The sequence below is a fragment of the Methylobacterium sp. R2-1 genome (assembly GCF_014191355.1).
In the GTDB taxonomy this organism is placed as follows: domain Bacteria; phylum Pseudomonadota; class Alphaproteobacteria; order Rhizobiales; family Beijerinckiaceae; genus Methylobacterium.
On the sequence record NZ_JACHWM010000011.1, the window covers coordinates 173,896 to 191,648 of the forward strand.

General features: G+C 69.9%; 19 protein-coding genes and 1 tRNA gene. 13 read left to right on the plus strand and 7 right to left on the minus strand.

Features of this window, described 5'->3' with window-relative positions; all coding sequences use genetic code 11:
• Positions 1–109: 109 nt before the first annotated feature.
• A complete protein-coding gene (locus FHU13_RS16630; RefSeq protein WP_183436959.1) occupies positions 110–1,714 on the minus strand; it encodes a TROVE domain-containing protein in 1,605 nt (534 codons plus the stop codon).
• Between the two features lie 436 nt (positions 1,715–2,150).
• Positions 2,151–2,218, minus strand: a tRNA-Ser gene (locus FHU13_RS16635).
• A 719-nt stretch (positions 2,219–2,937) separates the two neighbouring features.
• Here FHU13_RS16635 and FHU13_RS16640 point away from each other — a divergent pair.
• The 4 genes from FHU13_RS16640 (at position 2,938) to hisN (ending at position 7,153) form a co-directional block, all read left to right on the plus strand.
• Positions 2,938–3,267, plus strand: a complete 330-nt coding sequence (locus FHU13_RS16640; RefSeq protein WP_183436960.1) for a multiprotein-bridging factor 1 family protein — start codon at positions 2,938–2,940, stop codon at positions 3,265–3,267.
• Positions 3,264–4,067, plus strand: coding sequence for a LamB/YcsF family protein (locus FHU13_RS16645; RefSeq protein WP_183436961.1), 804 nt, complete (start codon positions 3,264–3,266; stop codon positions 4,065–4,067). Before FHU13_RS16640 ends, FHU13_RS16645 begins: the two co-directional genes overlap by 4 nt.
• Positions 4,068–4,257: 190 nt before the next feature.
• Complete coding sequence (locus FHU13_RS16650; protein ID WP_183436962.1) at positions 4,258–6,306, plus strand: AI-2E family transporter; 2,049 nt, start codon at positions 4,258–4,260, stop codon at positions 6,304–6,306.
• Positions 6,307–6,361: 55 nt separating this feature from the next.
• Complete coding sequence (gene hisN / locus FHU13_RS16655; RefSeq protein ID WP_183436963.1) at positions 6,362–7,153, plus strand: histidinol-phosphatase; 792 nt, start codon at positions 6,362–6,364, stop codon at positions 7,151–7,153.
• Here hisN and FHU13_RS16660 read toward each other — a convergent pair.
• Entirely contained in the window at positions 7,143–8,126 is a 984-nt protein-coding gene (locus FHU13_RS16660; protein WP_183436964.1) for an alpha/beta fold hydrolase, read from the minus strand. The two genes, hisN and FHU13_RS16660, sit on opposite strands and share 11 nt — an antisense overlap.
• Before the next feature lie 182 nt (positions 8,127–8,308).
• On the opposite strand from FHU13_RS16660, the gene FHU13_RS16665 reads away from it, so the two are divergent.
• On the plus strand, positions 8,309–8,779 hold the full coding sequence (locus tag FHU13_RS16665) for an Hsp20 family protein (protein ID WP_183436965.1): 471 nt from the start codon (positions 8,309–8,311) through the stop codon (positions 8,777–8,779).
• An 89-nt stretch (positions 8,780–8,868) separates the two neighbouring features.
• On the opposite strand, the gene FHU13_RS16670 is transcribed toward FHU13_RS16665, so the two are convergent.
• The 3 genes from FHU13_RS16670 to FHU13_RS16680 are packed head-to-tail and all read right to left on the minus strand — an operon-like array spanning position 8,869 to position 10,063.
• Entirely contained in the window at positions 8,869–9,168 is a 300-nt protein-coding gene (locus tag FHU13_RS16670) for a hypothetical protein (protein WP_183436966.1), read from the minus strand.
• 45 nt (positions 9,169–9,213) lie between these two features.
• Complete coding sequence (locus tag FHU13_RS16675) at positions 9,214–9,627, minus strand: cupin domain-containing protein (RefSeq protein ID WP_183436967.1); 414 nt, start codon at positions 9,625–9,627, stop codon at positions 9,214–9,216.
• Positions 9,628–9,631: 4 nt separating this feature from the next.
• On the minus strand, positions 9,632–10,063 hold the full coding sequence (locus tag FHU13_RS16680; protein WP_183436968.1) for an RNA polymerase subunit sigma-70: 432 nt from the start codon (positions 10,061–10,063) through the stop codon (positions 9,632–9,634).
• Between the two features lie 246 nt (positions 10,064–10,309).
• Here FHU13_RS16680 and FHU13_RS16685 point away from each other — a divergent pair, with 246 nt between their 5' ends.
• Positions 10,310–11,179 (plus strand): Kdo hydroxylase family protein, encoded by an 870-nt coding sequence (locus tag FHU13_RS16685; RefSeq protein WP_183436969.1) that lies wholly within the window; start codon positions 10,310–10,312, stop codon positions 11,177–11,179.
• A gap of 6 nt (positions 11,180–11,185) precedes the next feature.
• On the opposite strand, the gene FHU13_RS16690 is transcribed toward FHU13_RS16685, so the two are convergent.
• A complete protein-coding gene (locus FHU13_RS16690; RefSeq protein ID WP_183436970.1) occupies positions 11,186–12,265 on the minus strand; it encodes an AI-2E family transporter in 1,080 nt (359 codons plus the stop codon).
• A gap of 236 nt (positions 12,266–12,501) precedes the next feature.
• Between FHU13_RS16690 and FHU13_RS16695 the strand changes: the two genes are divergently transcribed.
• The 7 genes from FHU13_RS16695 (at position 12,502) to FHU13_RS16725 (ending at position 17,715) form a co-directional block, all read left to right on the plus strand.
• Positions 12,502–12,990: a hypothetical protein gene (locus tag FHU13_RS16695; RefSeq protein WP_183436971.1), complete on the plus strand. Its 489-nt coding sequence runs from the start codon at positions 12,502–12,504 to the stop codon at positions 12,988–12,990.
• A gap of 239 nt (positions 12,991–13,229) precedes the next feature.
• Entirely contained in the window at positions 13,230–13,526 is a 297-nt protein-coding gene (locus FHU13_RS16700) for an acyl carrier protein (protein ID WP_183436972.1), read from the plus strand.
• Positions 13,527–13,554: 28 nt separating this feature from the next.
• Positions 13,555–14,019, plus strand: coding sequence for a 3-hydroxyacyl-ACP dehydratase FabZ family protein (locus FHU13_RS16705; protein ID WP_183436973.1), 465 nt, complete (start codon positions 13,555–13,557; stop codon positions 14,017–14,019).
• Positions 14,016–15,161 carry a beta-ketoacyl-ACP synthase gene (locus FHU13_RS16710; protein ID WP_183436974.1) on the plus strand — a complete coding sequence of 382 codons (1,146 nt, stop codon included), beginning with the start codon at positions 14,016–14,018 and terminating at the stop codon, positions 15,159–15,161. Before FHU13_RS16705 ends, FHU13_RS16710 begins: the two co-directional genes overlap by 4 nt.
• A gap of 188 nt (positions 15,162–15,349) precedes the next feature.
• Entirely contained in the window at positions 15,350–16,636 is a 1,287-nt protein-coding gene (locus FHU13_RS16715; protein ID WP_183436975.1) for a beta-ketoacyl-ACP synthase, read from the plus strand.
• Positions 16,637–16,656: 20 nt separating this feature from the next.
• Positions 16,657–17,418: an SDR family NAD(P)-dependent oxidoreductase gene (locus FHU13_RS16720; protein ID WP_183436976.1), complete on the plus strand. Its 762-nt coding sequence runs from the start codon at positions 16,657–16,659 to the stop codon at positions 17,416–17,418.
• Positions 17,419–17,430: 12 nt separating this feature from the next.
• Positions 17,431–17,715, plus strand: coding sequence for an SH3 domain-containing protein (locus tag FHU13_RS16725; protein ID WP_183436977.1), 285 nt, complete (start codon positions 17,431–17,433; stop codon positions 17,713–17,715).
• Positions 17,716–17,753: the final 38 nt, after the last annotated feature.

A 17,753-nucleotide genomic window follows, 5' to 3' on the forward strand; every position in this document is an offset into this window, starting at 1 on the left:
GGAAGCCCGGATGGATCGCGCCCGTTGATCGTCGTCATGGTGCCGCTCCGTCTGATTGGATTTTTAGGACCGGGACGGACGGCTCGCTCCGGGCCGTCCGTCCCTCTCATCATCCGCGGATGAAATCCGCGATCAGCGCGGGCGCCGCCGTGTCGAAGCCGACCACGTCGAGCATGCCGGTATCCTCCGGGTCGGCGATGCTGAAGCCGTTGGAAACGAGCCCCACGACCACGAGCTTCGCCGCGATCCCGGTCTTCTCCCGGTACTGGCGAAGCGCCTCCACCGGGTGGACCGGGCCGGCCCAGGTCTCCGAGTCCGTGTAGACCACGAACGCGTCGGCTCGCACGCCCCGCTCCAGCGCCCACCGCATCGGCAGCGAACAATCCGTCCCGCCGAAGGGCAGGTCGGCCGTGGCCTCGACTGCCTGATCGAGGCCCATCGACGGCCCGATCGGCAGGGCGGTCAGCGCCGCCCCCTGGCTCCAGGCATGACCGGCCTCGGCCGTGAAGCCGAGAACCTGCCAGTGCTCCTCCGTCGCCGCGGTGACGAGCGCCATCGCGGCGGCCGCCTCACGGGGCGTCAGGGCGGAACCCGCCACCGAGCCGCAAGCCATGGAGCCGGAGACGTCCAGCGCCAGCACGAGGCGCCGGCCCGTGGACTCGACGTTTCCGAAGGCGGTGTAGAACGCCGCGTTCAGCGCCTCGACGATGACCCCGACCGGCTCCCAGGAGAGCCGGCCGCGCTGACCGTGCCCGGACGCGTAGGTCCGGAGTGCCAGCAGAAGCGCCATCGGGTGCAGGCGCGCCTTCAACAGGCGCTTCCGGTCCGACAGCACGCCCACCACGTGCTCGGTCGCCGCAGTGAAGGGCGCGAGCGCCCCCGCCGCGGTGAGCCGGCCGAGCTGGCGCACGAGGGCACCGATCGGCATGCGCTCGATCAGGGCCTCGTTCACCGCGCGGCTCGTCATCAGACCGGTCGGCAGCGCCTCCCAGGGCAGACCGTGCGTGCGCACCTGCGCCGCCGCGAAGGCGCCATCGACGCCCTCCGCCTGCACCGAAGCGAAGGCGTGGACGAGGGCGGGCGTCTCCTCGGTCAGTGTGCCGCGGCAGATCCAGTCGAACAGCGCCTTCCGGGCCGGCTCGTCCGTCTCCGGGTGAGCCAGCCGCAGGAGGTCGCGGTGCGACCAGCCCTGACGGGACCGGTACTTCACCGCCTGGTAGGCGAGCGCGTCGACCGGACGCGCTCGGTACCAGTCGCTGACCGCGCGCCGGAGCGCCCGGCCCCAGCCGCGCATCGCCTCGACGGCATCCGCGAACTGGAACAGGTGCGTGCCGGTGCGGCAGACCCGGGGCAGGGCGGCGAGCGCCAGCCGACGGGTCGCTTCCGCCTCCGCGGAGGCCGCGAGCGCGAGAGCGAAGATCGCCGGATCCTGCTTCGGCGCCCGGCCCGCCTCGCTCATCGCGACGATGCTTGCGACCGCCCGCGCCCCGTCCTCGGCAATGCAGCGCATCACCGCGGCGGCGTTCTCCCGGGTCAGGGCCCGCTCGCCTGCGTAGTAGGAGCCGCCCTCCGAGCCCAGCACGAGGAAGCGGTCGAGCCGGGCCCAGTCGCTCACCGCGAAGGCATGGCCGCCAGCCGCGTTCGGCACGGTGCGGGGAAGGGGCTCCGACTGCGGGGTGCGCCGGAGCGAGAACAGCTTTCCATAGTTCAACATTGCTCGCTCCTCTCTCCGCGGGGTTCTTTTGGTTGCTGCCCCGAGGCCCGTTGCGGCCGCGCGGTCGTGGATTCTTGCGAGGGACCACAGCACCTTACGGCGCTTGGGATTCGAACCCTGAGGACCAGATCACCCTCGCAATCCGGCTCGCGCGGCCGAATTCGTTTGTTCCGTCAGCGGCCATGCGGGCATGGAGGGGAGACAGGCGGCCCGCTCGCGCGGCGTGCGTCGCCCGTCCGCCACCCGGGCATCGGACCTCGCGGCCCGTGGGATTCGAACCCGGCCTCTCGGCCGACGATCACCTGTCTCCATCGGCCCGCACGGCCGATTCTTTTGTCGATTTGCGCCCCTCGGCCGGACGATTGTCCGGCCGAGGGGCCGCGCGGTCATGGTGTGAGAAAAGGCGTGTGGTGCTCTGCCACTGAGCTACGAACCTCGCGGTCCGGCGGGATTCGAACCCGCGACCTCCCCGGTAAGAGCGGTAACCTTTCCTCTTCGGCCCGCGCGCTCTGAAAGTTTTCCTACACCTCGGCCGTGAACGGACCTGCGGACATGGCGGTCGGGGACGGGTTTTTCTGAGCTACGGGCGTGATGCCCGGCGGAACTCGAATCCGCGACCACCGCGGCTTGTGCCGAAGCGCTCTCCCGGTAACCGTCGCCGTTCGGCCCGCAGGGGCCGCCGAAATGGGGAGTGGAAGTGATGGGCGGCCGAGACGGAACGGCGGCCACGCAGGCATGGCGGTGCGCACGGGAATGTCCTTGCGGACAACCGAGCCCTTAGCCCGAAGGCGCCAGGCGTTCGATTCCCTGAGATAACCGCCCGCTATCGGCCCGCGTGACCGGCCGTATCTCGTGCGATCGGATACGACCGCTTCGACCCTGGCCGCTCAGACCCTGGACGGGCGAAAGCGGCGACGCTGAGATCGTCGTGTTTCATGCCTTGCTCCGTCGAGGCGGGGCCGATGGGAAGCGCGGACGTGCAAAAGGGCGATCGGGGCTTCACGTGACAGGTGATAACCGATGCCCACTGGCCCGCGCCGGCGATGTCTTTCGAGCCGCGAGCCGGACGCGGGAGCGAACGAGCGGAGTCTTTCCCGATACGGGTAAGACGTAACGCTCGCTTCTCCGGCCCGGCTGAGCCGATGGGCCCGTGCTTACGGTTGTGCCTCGGATGCGTCAACCGGAAACTTGAAAATTCTTTCAGCTTCGACCATCTCCCGTCCATGAACCCTTTAGCCATCACCCCCGCCCAGATCCGCGCCGGCCGCGGCCTTCTCAAGTGGACGCAAGGGGTTCTGGCCCATCGCGCGGCGGTCTCGGTGGTGACCCTGAACATGATCGAGAGCGATCAGGTCGCCCCGCGCGCCAAGACCCTCGACGCGATCCGCTCGGTGCTCGAAGGAGAGGGCATCCGATTCATCGGCGACGAGGCGGAAGGCTTCGGCGTGATGATGCGGCCGCGGGCCGAAGCTGCGGCAAGCCCCGATCGGTCGGCGCCGCAGCGAGGGCCGCGGCAAGGGAAGACGTCGAGATCCGTGCGGGCCGCCGAGTGAGCGCCCGCATCGATCTCAACGCCGATCTCGGCGAAGGCTTCGGCCCCTGGCGCCTCGGCAACGACGCCGCGCTCCTCGACATCGTCACCTCGGCCAACGTCGCCTGCGGCTTCCACGCGGGCGACCCCGACATCATGGTCGAGACGGCTGCGGCGGCACGGATGCGAGGCGTGGCCATCGGCGCCCATCCAGGCTTCTTCGACCTGCGCGGCTTCGGCCGGAACCGAATTCAGGAGAGCCCAAGACGAATCGAGCGCGACATCGCCTATCAGATCGGCGCGCTCCAGGCCTGTGCCGCTCTGGCGGGCGCTCGCGTCACCCACGTCAAGGCCCACGGCGCGCTCGCCAATCTCTCGAACGAGGACGAAGCGATGGCCGCTGCCCTGGCGCGTGCCGTGGCTGGTGTCGATCCGCGCCTCGTCCTAGTGGTCATGCCGGGGCTTGCCGCCGAGCGCGCCGCCGAGCGCGCCGGGCTGTCCATGGTGCGCGAGATCTACGCCGACCGCGCCTATGCCGAGGACGGCACGCTCGCACTCCGCGGCACACCGGGCGCTGTGATCCACGATGCGGAGGAAGCTGCGGCGCGCGTCGTCCGCATGGTCGGGGAGGGTGCGGTCCTCACGTTCGGCGGACAACGCTTCCCGGTTGCGATCGACACCGTCTGCGTCCACGGCGACAACCCCGAGGCCCTTGCGATGGCACAAGCCGTGCGCGCCGGACTGGAAGGGGCGGGGTATCGCCTGCGTCCCTTCGCCGAGTCCTTAGCCGAGCCCTTCGCCGACTCTCACCCGGGGTCTTGAGGCGCGCCGCGCTGCGGCGACGTTTCAGGGATCGAATTCGGCCCGCTCACGGTTTCTTGAGTTCGGGTGCCTCCGGGCGTCGATCACCGCGCCAAACCGGTGCGGCCCCTGAGCAGGACCGAGGCCCACATCGCGACGCGATCGTTGGGCCTCGGGTGAAGCGTGGCGTGAGAGAGAAGTTCGGCCTGACATGAAGCGCATATCCCCCGGCGAGGGCTTCATCGTGCCGCCACGCGCCACGCGGGTCGCCGCCGCCGAGACGCCAAAAGGTCCGCTTGCCTCATCCCTCGTCGTGTTCGCGATCATCGTCGCGGGCCTGTTTCTCGCGCGCGAGGTGCTGATCCCCATCGCGATCGCGGTGCTTCTGTCCTTCGTTCTGGGCCCACTGGTGAATTTTTTGCGCCGGCTGCGCCTCGGACGGGCGGTGGCGGTACTCGTGTCGGTGCTGTTTGCCGCCGGGCTCATCGCGGCGGTCTCCACCGTCATCGGTGTCCAGGTCGCCGAACTCGCGCAGGACGTGCCGCGCTACCAGCGCACCGTCGAGCGCAAGATCGAGGGGCTGCGTAACGGCTCTCTCGGCCGGACGATGGACTACATCGCCAACATCAACCGAGCGATCCACAAGAGCGGCGAGGACAACGCGGAGAGCGCCGAACGGGCCAAACGCGAGCAGTCCGCCCGCGACAGCGCCCGCAAGGCCGAGCCGGAACCGGCCAAGCCCCTGGTGGTGCAGGTGGAGGAGCGCCGCCCGAGCCCGCTCGAACTTGCCACCACCGTGCTCTCGCCGGTGGCGCAGCCGCTGGCCACCGCCGGCATCGTCATCGTCGTCCTCCTGTTCATCCTGATGCAGCGGGAGGATCTGCGCGACCGCCTGATCCGGCTCGCGGGCTCCAGCGACCTCCACCGCACCACCGTGGCGATGGACGACGCGGCCCGGCGGCTCTCGCGCTACTTCCTGGGCCAGCTCGCCCTCAACACCGCCTTCGGCATCGTCATCGGCGTCGGGCTCTGGATCATCGGCGTGCCGAGTCCCGTGCTATGGGGCATCTTCTCGCTCGTCATGCGCTTCGTGCCGTATATCGGCGCCGTTCTCTCGGCGGTGCTACCGATCGCGCTCGCGGCTGCCGTCGATCCGGGCTGGAGCATGATGCTGGCGACCTTCGCGCTCTTCGTCATCGTCGAGCCGATCGTCGGGCAGATCATCGAGCCGCTGGTCTACGGCCACTCCACCGGCCTCTCGCCCTTCTCCGTGCTGGTCTCGGCCCTGTTCTGGACCTGGCTGTGGGGACCGGTGGGACTCTTGCTCTCGACGCCGCTCACCGTCTGCCTCGTCGTGCTCGGGCGCCACGTCGACCGGCTCGAATTCCTCGACGTGCTGTTCAGCAACCGCCCGGCCCTGACCCCGGTCGAGAACTTCTACCAGCGCATGCTCGCCGACGACCCCGAGGAGGCCCAGGAGCATGCCGACCTGATCCTGCGGGACTGCTCGCTCTCGGCCTATTACGACGACGTGGTGCTGAGAGGGCTCGAACTCGCCGCCCGCGACGCCGCCCGCGGCGTGCTCACCCCCGACCAGAAGGACGAGATCCGCGCCTCGATCACGGCGCTGGTGGAGGATCTGGAGACGCGCGAGGATGCGGTGCCCGATCCGGCCTCCAAAGCCTCTCGCCTGATCACCGACGGAGCGGGCGACGGGGAGAGCGCCTGCAAGAGCGACCCGATCCCCGAGCCCGAACCGGAAGACCTGCCCGAGGCGTGGCGCGCCGACGGCGCGGTGCTCCTCGTCTCCGGCCGCGGTTTTCTCGACGGTGCGGCCACGGCCATCGCCGATCAGCTTCTGCGCAAGCGCGGCTTCGGCACGCGGCAGGTGCCCTTCGCCGAGGTCGCGCGGGTGCGCATCGGCGCGTGGGAGCCGGGTCCGGCTCAGGCGGTCTGCGTGATCTCGCTGGCGCTGTCCGGCGAGCCGACCCATCTGCGCCGCCTCGTCTCGCGGCTGCGCCAGAAGATCGACGCCGTGCCGATCGTCGCCGGGCTCTGGCGCCTCGACGAGCCGATGCTCGCCGACGAGACGCTTCGGGCCAAGCTCGGGGCGGACGACCACGTCACCTCCCTGCGCGACCTGATCGAGACGATCCTCGCCATCGCCCGTCACGAGGGTGGCCACGGGGGCGGCCCGGATGCCGCCGAGCGCCGGGATGCAGCCACTCCTCCGCGGCAGGCCTTGCCCGAGCCGGCTTGACGGGACGGCCTCCCGGCGTCTTCGTCTCAGTCCGTCAACGGGAGGCTGCCCCTCGATGAGCGTCGTCGATCTCGCCCAGTTCATGGAAGACCTCGCCACCCAGTCCGGGGCGGCGATCCTGCCGTTCTTCCGGGCGCATTTCGGGCTGGACGACAAATCCCACGGGACGGGCCGCGCCTTCGACCCCGTCACCGAGGCCGACCGCGCGGCGGAAGCCGTGATGCGCCGGATGATCAAGGACCGGCTGCCCAGCCACGGCATCCTCGGCGAGGAGTTCGGCTCCGAGCGAGCGGATGCGGAATGCGTCTGGGTGCTCGACCCGATCGACGGCACCCGCGCCTTCATCAGCGGCCTGCCGACCTGGGGAACCCTGATCGGGCTCACCCATCACGGCGCGGCGGTGCGCGGGCTGATGCATCAGCCCTATCTCGGCGAGCGCTTCCTCGGCGACGGCAAGACAGCGAGCGTGCGCAGCCCCAAGGGTGAGCGCCGCCTCCACACCCGCCGCGGCGAGGCGCTCGGCGAGGCCATCCTCGCCACCACTGATCCGCGCCTGTTCGCCGACGGCGAGGAGGCCGAGCGCTTCCGGGCGATCGAGGGAGAGGTAAAGATGTCGCGCTACGGCGCCGACTGCTACGCCTACTGCATGCTGGCGGCGGGTCAGATCGACCTCGTGGTTGAGGCGGGATTGAAGCCCTACGACATCGTCGCGCTGATCCCCATCGTCGAGGGCGCGGGCGGGGTCGTAACGAGTTGGGACGGAGGCCCGGCCACCGCCGGCGGCCGGATCATCGCGGCGGGCGACTCCCGGATGCACGAGGCGGCGCTGAGAATTCTCAACCCGTGAGCGCCTCAGCCTCCTCGGCGGCGACCCGAGAGGCGTGGCCGGGAATGAAGGCATCGAACGCCGCCCAGAAATCGGCGCGGATCGCGTCGCACTCGCTCAGGATCTCGTGACGGGCTCCCGGCAGCACGATCAGGTGCCCGGTCTTCAGCCGGGCGACGAAGCGCTCGATCGTCGGCGTGCCGCAGACGGGGTCGGCCCCCGCCCCGACGATGAGGCAGGGCGTGCGGATCCGCCGGATCAGGACCGGATCCGCCAGCCGGCGCATGGCCCTGAAGGCGGAGGCGAGCCAGGCGATGGTCGGATCGCCGACCGCGCCGGCGCCGACTTCGCGGGCCGCGGCCGCGTTGCGGGCGTAGCGCACCGGATCGGTCGAGAGACGGTTGCCGGGAAACGGCTTCGTCGCAATCGAGACCTTGCTGCCTGAGGGCACGTAGCAACGCCCGAGGCCGAGCCGGTGCAGGCCCCGCGTGAGCAGCGAGACCGCAGCCGGCCAGCGCACCATGCGGATCGACAGCATCGGCGCGACGGTGACGAACCGCCGGAATGGCAGCCAGCCCTCGGCCGAGCCGATCAAGGCCACTGCTCCGCCCATGGAATGCGCGAGCCCGAAATACGGCTCGGGCATCATCGGCACGAGCACCGTCTCGGTGATCGCCTTGAGATCGAGGCGGTAATCGTCGAAGTGGCGGACATGGCCCTTGTGGGCGTCGCGGACCTGCCGCCCGGAATCGCCCTGGCCGCGCCAGTCGAAGGCGACCACGCAGAAGCCGCGGGCGCGCAGGTCGGAAATCGTCTCGAAGTACTTTTCGATGAACTCGGCCCGGCCCTGGAGCAGGCAGACCGTGCCCTTCACGCTTCGCGTCGTCGGCTGCCATGTCGCGGCCCGCAACGACACGCCGTCCTCGGTCTCGACCGGCACGAGGCGGGCGCCGGGCGGCACCGGGTTGCCGGGGGTGGGTCTCAGGTTCAGCACGGCAGGCGCGTCCCGCAAAATTTTTCGCTCAAGCTCACGCAAAAACCGCGCAAGCAGACCCTTGCGCGGTTTTTGGCGCCCACCAATATCAACACAGCGCCGGCCGAGACGGCGGCGCGACGGTCCGGCCCACGGGCGGACCTGAATACACAGAGCATGTTGCTTCTTCTGGAGGATATGTGATGCGTCAGTTCGACCTGGCTCCCCTGTACCGTTCCACCGTCGGTTTCGACCGCCTTTTCGCGGCTCTCGACGGTTTCGTGAGCGCCGAGGCGGCTCCGACCTATCCCCCCTACAACATCGAGCGCACGGGCGAGAACGTCTACCGCGTCACCGTCGCAGTGGCCGGCTTTACCGAGGCCGACCTGTCGATCGAGGTGAAGGAGAACGCCCTCACCATCAAGGGCGAGCGCAAGCCCGCCGAAGGCAAGTCTGCCGAGGTGCTCTACCAGGGCATCGCCGCCCGGGCCTTCGAGCGCCGCTTCCAGCTCGCCGACCACGTTCAGGTTACCGGCGCCGTACTTGAGAATGGCCTCCTTCACGTCGATCTCGTCCGCGAGGTCCCGGAGGCGAAGAAGCCGCGCCGCATCGAGATCGCCAGCCGGCCATCGAGCCAGCCGGTGATCGAGGGCTCGGTCCAGCAGGCCGCTTAACCGCTCGGCCGCAAGGCTGACGGCCCCATAGGCGAGCGCCCCGGCCGTTGAGGCCCGGGCGTCTTCGTATTGGGTAGTGTATTGGGCTGTCAGAAATCGCCGAAGCGGTCGCCGCGGCTCGGCTCGTAGCAGGTGAAGCCGACGAAGCAGCCTGGTGTGTCGCGGGTCGGCACGAAGGCACGCCGGCCGATCTCCGTCGCTTCGCAGAACGAGCGGTCGCGTACGAAGCGGTCGAAGGTCGGCCCGCCGGTGCCGAGCACCGCTGCGCCCTGCCGCGTGACCAGGGCCCGGGCCTGGGCGCAGGTGAGGTTCGTGGTGGAGGGGCGTTGCGCCAGAGCCGGCGAGAGGCCGGCCGTGAGCACGGCCAGTGACACGAGAACGCGTCGCATGGAGGGGGTCCGGCGCGAGGGAGTCTGCATCCTCAACCGTGCGGGTCACGGATGTATCCCATCGAGTTCCGGCAGCAGGACCACGCTTTCCTGCTCGTTCGGGTCGGTTCGGGCAATGATCGCCGTGCAAGGCTCGGTCGCACTCGGATTGTAGGGCAGATGCGGCACGCCGGCCGGGATGTAGAAGTACTCGCCGGGCTTCAACTCGGTGTGGTGCTCCAGCCGCGGCCCCCACCACGTGCAGGAGGTGCCCGCGAGCGCGTAGATCGCGGTCTCATGGCCCTCGTGCTTGTGGGCCTTGGCCCGGGCACCCGGCGGGATCGTCACCATCTGCAGGTGGATTCCGGTCGCGCCAACCGATTCCGCCGAAATGCCGGGAGCGTAGGACAGCCCCTGCTTACCGATGAACGTCTCGCCGGGCCGCACCACCCGGCAAAGTGCAGCGCCGGCGCCGGACATCGCCCTACAGGTCCCCGAACGCGAACTGCCCCTGGGGGGCGGGCTTCTTGGCCGCGCGCGGCGTCTCCTTGCGAACCGCGGGTTTCGGACGCGGTTTAGGATCGGCGCGCATGCGGGCCTTCGCCCGGTCGCGGGCTACCGCCTCGGGGGCGTGCGGATCGTCGTCGAGCCACTTGCCGCGCTTGATCACCTCGTTGACGCGGCCCTGGTTCACGCCGACCTTGAAGGCGATCTCCTGCTGGGTCATGCCGGTGGAGGCGTGCAGCTCCAGGATCGCGCGGGCGAGGTCGGGCGTCATCTTCTGACCCGTGATGCGCCGGGCCGGGCGGATGGTGCGGGTCTGCCGGTCACGCTCGCGCAGGCGCTCCAACAGGGCGAGCGCCATGTGCATGCCGTGCTCGCGCAGAGCCTCCTCGAATTCCTTCAGCGTCGCCATGGCCGGCTCCTCGTCCGGGGAGCGGACGTCCGGCGGGGAAACGCCCCGCCCGTGTCCCAAGTTGCCTATCCCCAGCTTGCCGATCAGGAGACGCGCGCGTGGGCGGCGGAGCAAGCGGACGTAAGGTCTCGTCCACCGCAAAACGCCACGGCCGCCGGTTGAGAAGCCGCGGCGGGTTAGCGTGTTGGCAGAGCGTCGGCCTGTCGGTTACACCGCGCACCATCGTATCGTGCGGAAATGACAGCCATGATCAGCCCCGTCCTTCCCGTCTCCCGCTCCGAGGCGGCGCTGGGTGCGCCCGGCCTCGTCGAGGCGCTGGAGAGCGGCTCGGTCCTCGTCTTCCGCGATCTCGATTTCCCCTTCGACGCCTTCGAGCAGCGCTTCGTCGAGCGCCCCTTTGCTGACGGCAAGGCCAAGAACGTCTCGATCCGCAACGAGACCGCCGAACTGCGGGGTGGGGCCGGCAGCGTGGAGGAGCAGGCCCGCCTGCGCGACCTGCTGGTGCGCTACCGCCGCTTTGCGGAAGGTCTGATCGACACCTACCTGCCGGCCTATACCGGCAAGGTTTCACTCGCCGGCACCTCCTACCGGCCATTCGACGTCGACAAGCGCAAGCTGAGCTGGCGGCGCGACGACACGCGCATGCATGTCGATGCCTTCCCCTCCAACCCGATCGGCGAGCGGCGCATCCTGCGCATCTTCCGCAACATCAACGCCGAGGGTCAGCCGCGGCTGTGGCGGGTCGGAGAGGATTTCGGCTCGATGGCGGAAAAATTCCTGCCCAAGCTCCCGGGCTATTCCGGCCTCTCGGCGAGCGTGCTGGCCGCGCTCAAGATCACCAAGGCCAAGCGCTCGGAATACGACCACCTGATGCTGCATCTTCACGACGCCCTGAAGCGCGACCTCGACTATCAGGCCAAGGCACCCCAGGCGGATGTGCGCTTCCAGCCCGGTGAGACCTGGGTGACCTTCTCCGACCTCGTGATGCACGGCGCCATGGGCGGCCGTTACATGCTGGAGCAGACCGCCTACATCGCGGTCGCCGATCAGGCCGACCCCGAGAAGAGCCCGCAGCGGATCCTGGCGAGGAAGCTCGGGCGGCCGCTGAAGCACTGAGAGGGGTCACGCCGGCTCCTGCGGCCCCTCCGTCAACTCCCGCCACAGCAGGATCAGCGCGGCCATCACCGCCGGACCGACGAACAGCCCGAGCAGGCCGAAGGTCTCGACCCCACCCAGGATGCCCAGCAGCACCCAAAGGAAGGGCAGGCGGGTGGTGCCGCCGATCAGCACCGGGCGCACGAAGTGGTCGGCGACGAAGGTGACGACGAAGCCTGCCGCCAGCACGATCACGGCGGGGACGACCGCGCCGCTCGTCAGCAGCAGCACGGCGGCGAGGCCGAAGGCCAACGGCGCGCCGAAGGGAATCATCGCGGCGACCGCGGTGAGCGCCCCGAACAGCACCGGGTGCGGCACCCCGGCGAAGGCGTAGACGATCCCGAGCAGGAAGCCCTCGCCGATCCCGACGAGAACGAGCCCGTCCACGGTGCCGTGGACGGAGGCCACCATCTGGCGCGCCACCCGCTCGCCATGCGGCCCGAACAGGCGGTGGCTCGCCCGGAGCGACTGGGCCACCACGGTATCGCCCTCGCGGAACAGGAAGAACAGCGCCAGCAGGCAGAAGCCGAACAGCACCACCCGGTGCAACAGCCCTGCCCCGAGGGTGCGGGTGAGGTCGCGGTTCGAGGTGGTGTTGAGCCGCTCGGTCAATTCATGCGCCAGCCCTGCATGGGCGAGGTGGGCGTTCCACCACTCGGTGACAGCCGCAGCGCCGTAGGGCAGGCGGGCGACGAAGTCCGGCACCGGGATGCCGTTGCGCTCGGCCTCGCGGGCATAGGCCAGCAGGTCGTGCGCCTCACGGCCCGCCTCGACCGCGAGCACGGCGATGGGCAACAGCAGAACCAGGGCGACGAGACCGGTGAAGACGGCCGGCCAGAGGATGTTGTGCCGCCCCGGCGGGAAGCGGCGGCGCACACGAACGAAGAGCGGCCAGAGGGCGATGGCGAGCACCACCGCCCAGATCAGGGCCCGCAGGAAGCCCGACAGGATGGTGAGACCCAGCGCCAGCAGCCCGCCAACGAGGAGGGCGCGCATCACCCTCTGGCTGCGGGCGGCCTCAAGCTTCGACTCATCGCTACCAGACATCGCTGCTTCGCTCCGTTCCGCCGCCGGGGCGGCGCGGGCAACCTATGGCGATTAGGGCCGCAATCCAGAGCCGGCGTCAGGCCGTGCGGTCGCGCGGGCTGCCGGGACCACGCCCGCACAAATCGGAACGAACTGCGAACAAAGGCTTGACCTCGCCAGCGCTCGGAAGCACTGTTCATGGAACGTTCCCGGACGATTCGCTGTCCTTACCGCGGCGAGCGAGGCAGGAGGCTTCCATGATCGAGATCGGCTTCGACGACGACATGCTCGACCAGCCGGCTCCTGCAGCGCAGACCCGATCCCCGGACCGAGACTGGCGCATCCTCGACGACGGTGTCGAACACCCGGCGAGTGGTTATTTCATCGCCCGCGAGGAAATCGCCAGCCGTCGCGGCGACGGCCTTTGGACCTGGCCGATGCAGCTCGCCGAAAAGGCGTGGTGCGCACCGCTCGGTTTCCGGCGGGTCTTCCTGGCCGCCCTTGACCGCTACGGCGTGGCGGCGGATGCGGATCTCGCCCGCTCCTTCGCTCTCGGCTTCGGCATCCAGGATGCGGGGCAGCGGCACAACGATCGCTTCGTGGCGCTCGGCGAGCTGGTGCGCCCGCGCACGCCGGAGCGCAAGCGGTCGCTGCCCGCCGAGGGGCGCCGGACCGGCCGGGAGCGCCCGCGACAGGGCGGTGACACCCGCACGGCGGCGCTCGACCTCAGCCGCTCGGCCGGCTGAGGAAGAGCAGGCAAGGCTGCGCAGGCGGCGTCCGCACGGGAAAGCCGGCTGCAGCTCGGCGCGACGCCCGAGGTTGCCCGCGCTCCACCGCTTCGTGTAAGGGGTCGCGATCTTTTCAGAAGCGCCATCGGGAACCGGCGGCGAAGCGGGGCCGCAGACCGGCTCGGGCGCCATGGGGGCGTGCCGCGTGAGGGGTCGGCGACGCCGGACATGAAGAATCGAGAAAGCGGCCAGCCCTAATGTCGAACGAGACCGCCACCTTCGACCGCGTCGCGGACATCATTGCCGAGACGGCGGACATCCCGCGCGACAAAATTAGCCCCGAGAGCCACGCCATCGACGATCTCGGCATCGATTCGCTCGCCTTCCTCGATATCGCGTTCGCGGTCGACAAGGCCTTCGGGATCAAGCTGCCGCTCGAGCGCTGGACCCAGGAGGTCAACGAGGGCAAGGTTCCGGCCGAGCAGTACTTCGTGCTGAAGAACCTCTGCGCGCGCATCGACGCGCTGGTCGCCGAGAAGACCGCCAAGGCCTGATCCGTCGGGCTTCGAGGATTGACGCGCGATGCGGCTCGAATATTTCGAGATGATCGATTCCGTGGTGCGGCTCGACCGCGCCGCTGGCCGTATCGAGGCGCGGGCGCTCGTTCCTGAGGCGAGCCCAGTCTTCGAGGGCCATTTCCCCGGTCACCCCCTGGTGCCCGGTGTCCTGCTCACGGAGACTATGGCGCAGGCCTCCGGCTACCTCATCCTGGCCCATCTCGACTTCGCACAGATGCCGTTCCTGATGGCCGTGGACAAGGCGCGCTTCCGCTCCTTCGTCGGCCCCGGTGCTGCCCTCGACATCACGGCGAGCCTGGAGCACGACGGCTCGGGCTACGCGGTGACGAAGGCCGCGATCCACCACGACGGCAAGGCGCTCTGCGACGCGGAACTCCGGTTCCGCACCATGCCGTTCCCCGCCGGAATCGACGCGACGATCCGCGAGCGTATCCGAAAGATCGGCCTTCTGGACGGAGCCCAGCCGTGAGCCGCCCGCAGGCCCGCGACGTCGTCGTCACCGGGATCGGCCTCGTCTCCTGCGCGGGCGAGGGGATCGAGACGCATCTGACGGCCTTCGCCGCGGACGCGCCGCCGCGGACGGATACCGAGACGTTCGCGCCGTATCCGGTGCATCCGGTCGCGCCACTCGCCCTCGACACGCAAATCCCGAAGAAGTCGGACCAGCGCCAGATGGAACTCTGGCAGCGGCTCGGCGTCTACGCCGCCGGCCTCGCCCTTGATTCGGCCGGTGTGAAGGACGATGCGACCTACAAGTCGGCGCTCCCGCTGGTGGTGGCGGCAGGTGGCGGCGAGCGCGACTACGCGGTCGACGGAGCCATCCTCACGGGCCTGCGCGGGACCAACGATCCCGGCGCCTTCCTCAACGAGCGGCTCCTGAACGACCTGCGGCCGACCCTGTTCCTGGCGCAGCTCTCGAACCTGCTCGCGGGCAACATCAGCATCGTCCACGGCGTCACCGGCGCCTCGCGCACCTTCATGGGCGAGGAGTCGAGCGGCGTCGATGCGCTGCGCATTGCGCATGCCCGGGTCGCCTCGGGTCAGGTCGAGACGATGATGGTCGGCGGCTCGTACAACGCCGAGCGTCCGGACGTCATGGTCATCCACGAGATGGGCGGCTACCTCCTCAAGACCGCCTACCGGCCGGTCTTCGAGCGCGGTGGCGAGGGCGGGGGCGGCTTCATCCTCGGCAGCGCCGCCGCCTTCCTCGTGCTGGAAGCGGCCGAGCACGCTGCGGCCCGCGGCGCCAGGGCCTTCGCCCGGCTGATGCCGGTGGCCAACGATCGTGTGGCGCGCGCGCCGGGCAGCGTCTCGGCGAGCCTGACCCGCCTGATCGGCGAGGCCGGAATCGAGCGGCCGGACGTGGTTCTCTCGGGCGCCACTGGCTTGTCCGATCTCGCCGCGGAAGAGATCGCGGGCGTCCAGGCGGCGCTGCCGGGCGTAGGAATTCGCGCGACGGGCGACGTGATCGGCCACCCGATGGAGGTCGCGGCCCCGTTCGGGGCGGCTCTGGCCGCAGCGCTCTGCGGGGCGGGCTCGGCCCGTGAGGTGGCGGTCACCTCCGTCGGCCACCGCCGTGGCGAGGGCGTGATCCGCGTCGTGAAGGTCTAGAGCATCGTCCCGAAAGGTGGTCGCCGGCTTTCGGAAAAAGACGATGCAAAACAGGGGTCTAGAGCATCGTCCCGAAAGGTGGCCGCCGGCTTTCGGGGGACGGCGATGCAGGAACGGGAGCCCCGGTCCCGGCGGCTGCGGCGGCCTTCCGGATGCGTCCGGGTTGCAAGAAATGGTCTGAGGCCCCGATGGCAGAACCGCGCTCCTCATCCACCCACGACGCCCAGGGACGCCCGCTCGTCGCGGTGACGGGCCTCGGCATCGTCACCTCGCTCGGCCGCGGCATCACCGAGAACTGGGACGCGCTGACCGCCGGGCGCTCCGGCATCCGCGCCATCAGCCGCTTTCCCACCGAGGGTTTGCGTACCCGCATCGCCGGCACCGTCGATTTCCTCGACACCGACCCGCTCGTAGCGCCGCTCCTGTCGGAGCGCTTCGCCATGGTGGCGGCCGAGGAGGCGGTGGGTCAGTCCGGCATCGGTGCGGGTTTTCCGGGCGGCCTGTTCGTGGCGGTGCCGCCGGTGGAGATGGAATGGCCGCAGCGGCAGGCGCTTGCGGATGCCGCCGGCGAGCCGGGGGAGGTGAGCTATGCCGGCCTTCAGCGCGCCGCCGCGACCCGCCGCTTCGATGCGTGGCACGACCTGTTCATCTTCGGCACGGTGGCCGACCGGCTGGCCGACCGCTTCGGCACCCGCGGCTCGCCGATCTCGCTCTCGACCGCCTGCTCATCGGGCGCCACCGCGATCCAGCTCGGTGTCGAGGCGATCCGCCGGGGCGAGATGGAGGCCGCGCTCTGCATCGGCACCGACGGCTCGGTGAACCCGGAATCGCTGATCCGCTTCTCGCTGCTCTCGGCTCTGTCGACCCAGAACGACCCGCCGGAGGGCGCCTCGAAGCCGTTCTCGAAGAATCGCGACGGCTTCGTCATGGGCGAGGGCGCCGCCGCCCTTGTGTTGGAGAGCGCCGAGTCCGCAAGGGCACGTGGGGCAAAAATCCTCGGCTACGTGCTCGGCTGCGGCGAGAAGGGTGACGGCTTCCACCGCACCCGCTCCAGCCCCGACGGGGCGCCGGTGATCGCCGCGATGCGCGCGGCGCTCGACGACGCGGGCATCGGTCCGGATCGGATCGATCACGTCAACGCGCACGGCACCTCGACGCCGGAGAACGACAAGATGGAGGCGCTCGGCTGCTCGACGGTGTTCGGCGAGCGGGTCGGACAGCTGCCGATCTCGTCCAACAAGTCGATGATCGGCCACACGCTGACGGCGGCCGGCGCGATCGAGGCGGTGGTCTCGCTGCTGACGATCCGCGAGGGCCGCATTCCGCCCACCATCAACTACGCGGTGCCCGACCCCGCGCTGCTCCTTGACGTGGTCGGGAGCGCCCGCGACACCCGCGTCTCGCGGGTTCTGTCGAATTCCTTTGGTTTCGGAGGGCAGAACACCTGCCTCGTCCTGGGAGACGAGCCGGCATGAGCGCGGGCGAGAGTTCAGGAATGAGCGAGGGAAGGAAATCCGTCCTCGTCGTCGGCGGCGCCTCCGGGCTCGGCGCGGCGACCGTCCGCGCCCTGGCATCGGCTGGCCACGAGGTGACCTTCACCTACCGCTCTTCGCCGGAGCGGGCCGGGGCTCTCGCTGACGAATTGACCGGAGCGCACGGGAAAGGTTGCGTCACCGCCCGCGCCCTCGACCTGTCGGACCGCGACGCGGTGGAGGCGTTCTGCGACTGGGCCGAGGGCCAGGGCTTCTACGGCTACGTCCACAATGCGGGCCAGTCGGCGGACGCACTCGCGGCCATGCTCGACCGCGACCGGTCCGAGACCGCAATGCAGGTGAACTTCTGGTCGATGACCCGGATCGCCAAGGCTCTGGTGCGCGGCATGATCCGGGCACGGGCGGGCCGCATCATCGCCATCGGCTCGGTGGCAGCCCTTCAGGCCAATGCCGGTAATGCGGCCTACGCAGCGACCAAGGGCGCGCTGATCGCTTATTGCCGGACGCTCGCAATCGAGTCGGCCAAGCGCGGCGTCACCGTCAACGTCATCGCTCCCGGCTTCATCGACACGGAGATGCTGGCGGCCTACGCCAGCCACCGCGAGGGCATCGAGCGCCAGATCCCGCTCGGGCGTTTCGCGAAGCCGGACGAGGTCGCGGCGCTGGCCGCCTTCCTGATCGGAGAGAGCGGCGCCTACATCACCGGCGCGGTGCTGCCGGTCGATGGCGGGCTGACCGCGATGATGGGCATCCATCGGACCTGACACGCGCCCGCAATGCCCCGCTCCCTGCCCGCGCTCGCCGTCGCCCTGCTCCTCGCGGGCGGCATGTCCGTTCGGGCGGCCGAGACGTTTCGGGTCGAGGGGCTGCCGCGGGACGACAGCCTGACGATCCGGGAGGCGCCGGATGCGGGCGCGCCGGCGCTCGGACAGATCCCGGTCGGTCGCCGGGTGCTCGGCTTCGGCTGCACCAACGAGACGCCGAGTGGCCTGACATGGTGCCGGGTGAAGTTCGACCGCTCCCTTGGCTGGGCGCGGCGACGCTACCTGACGCCGGATTGAGCCGGCGCTCGAGCATCGTCCCGAAAGGTGGCCGCCGG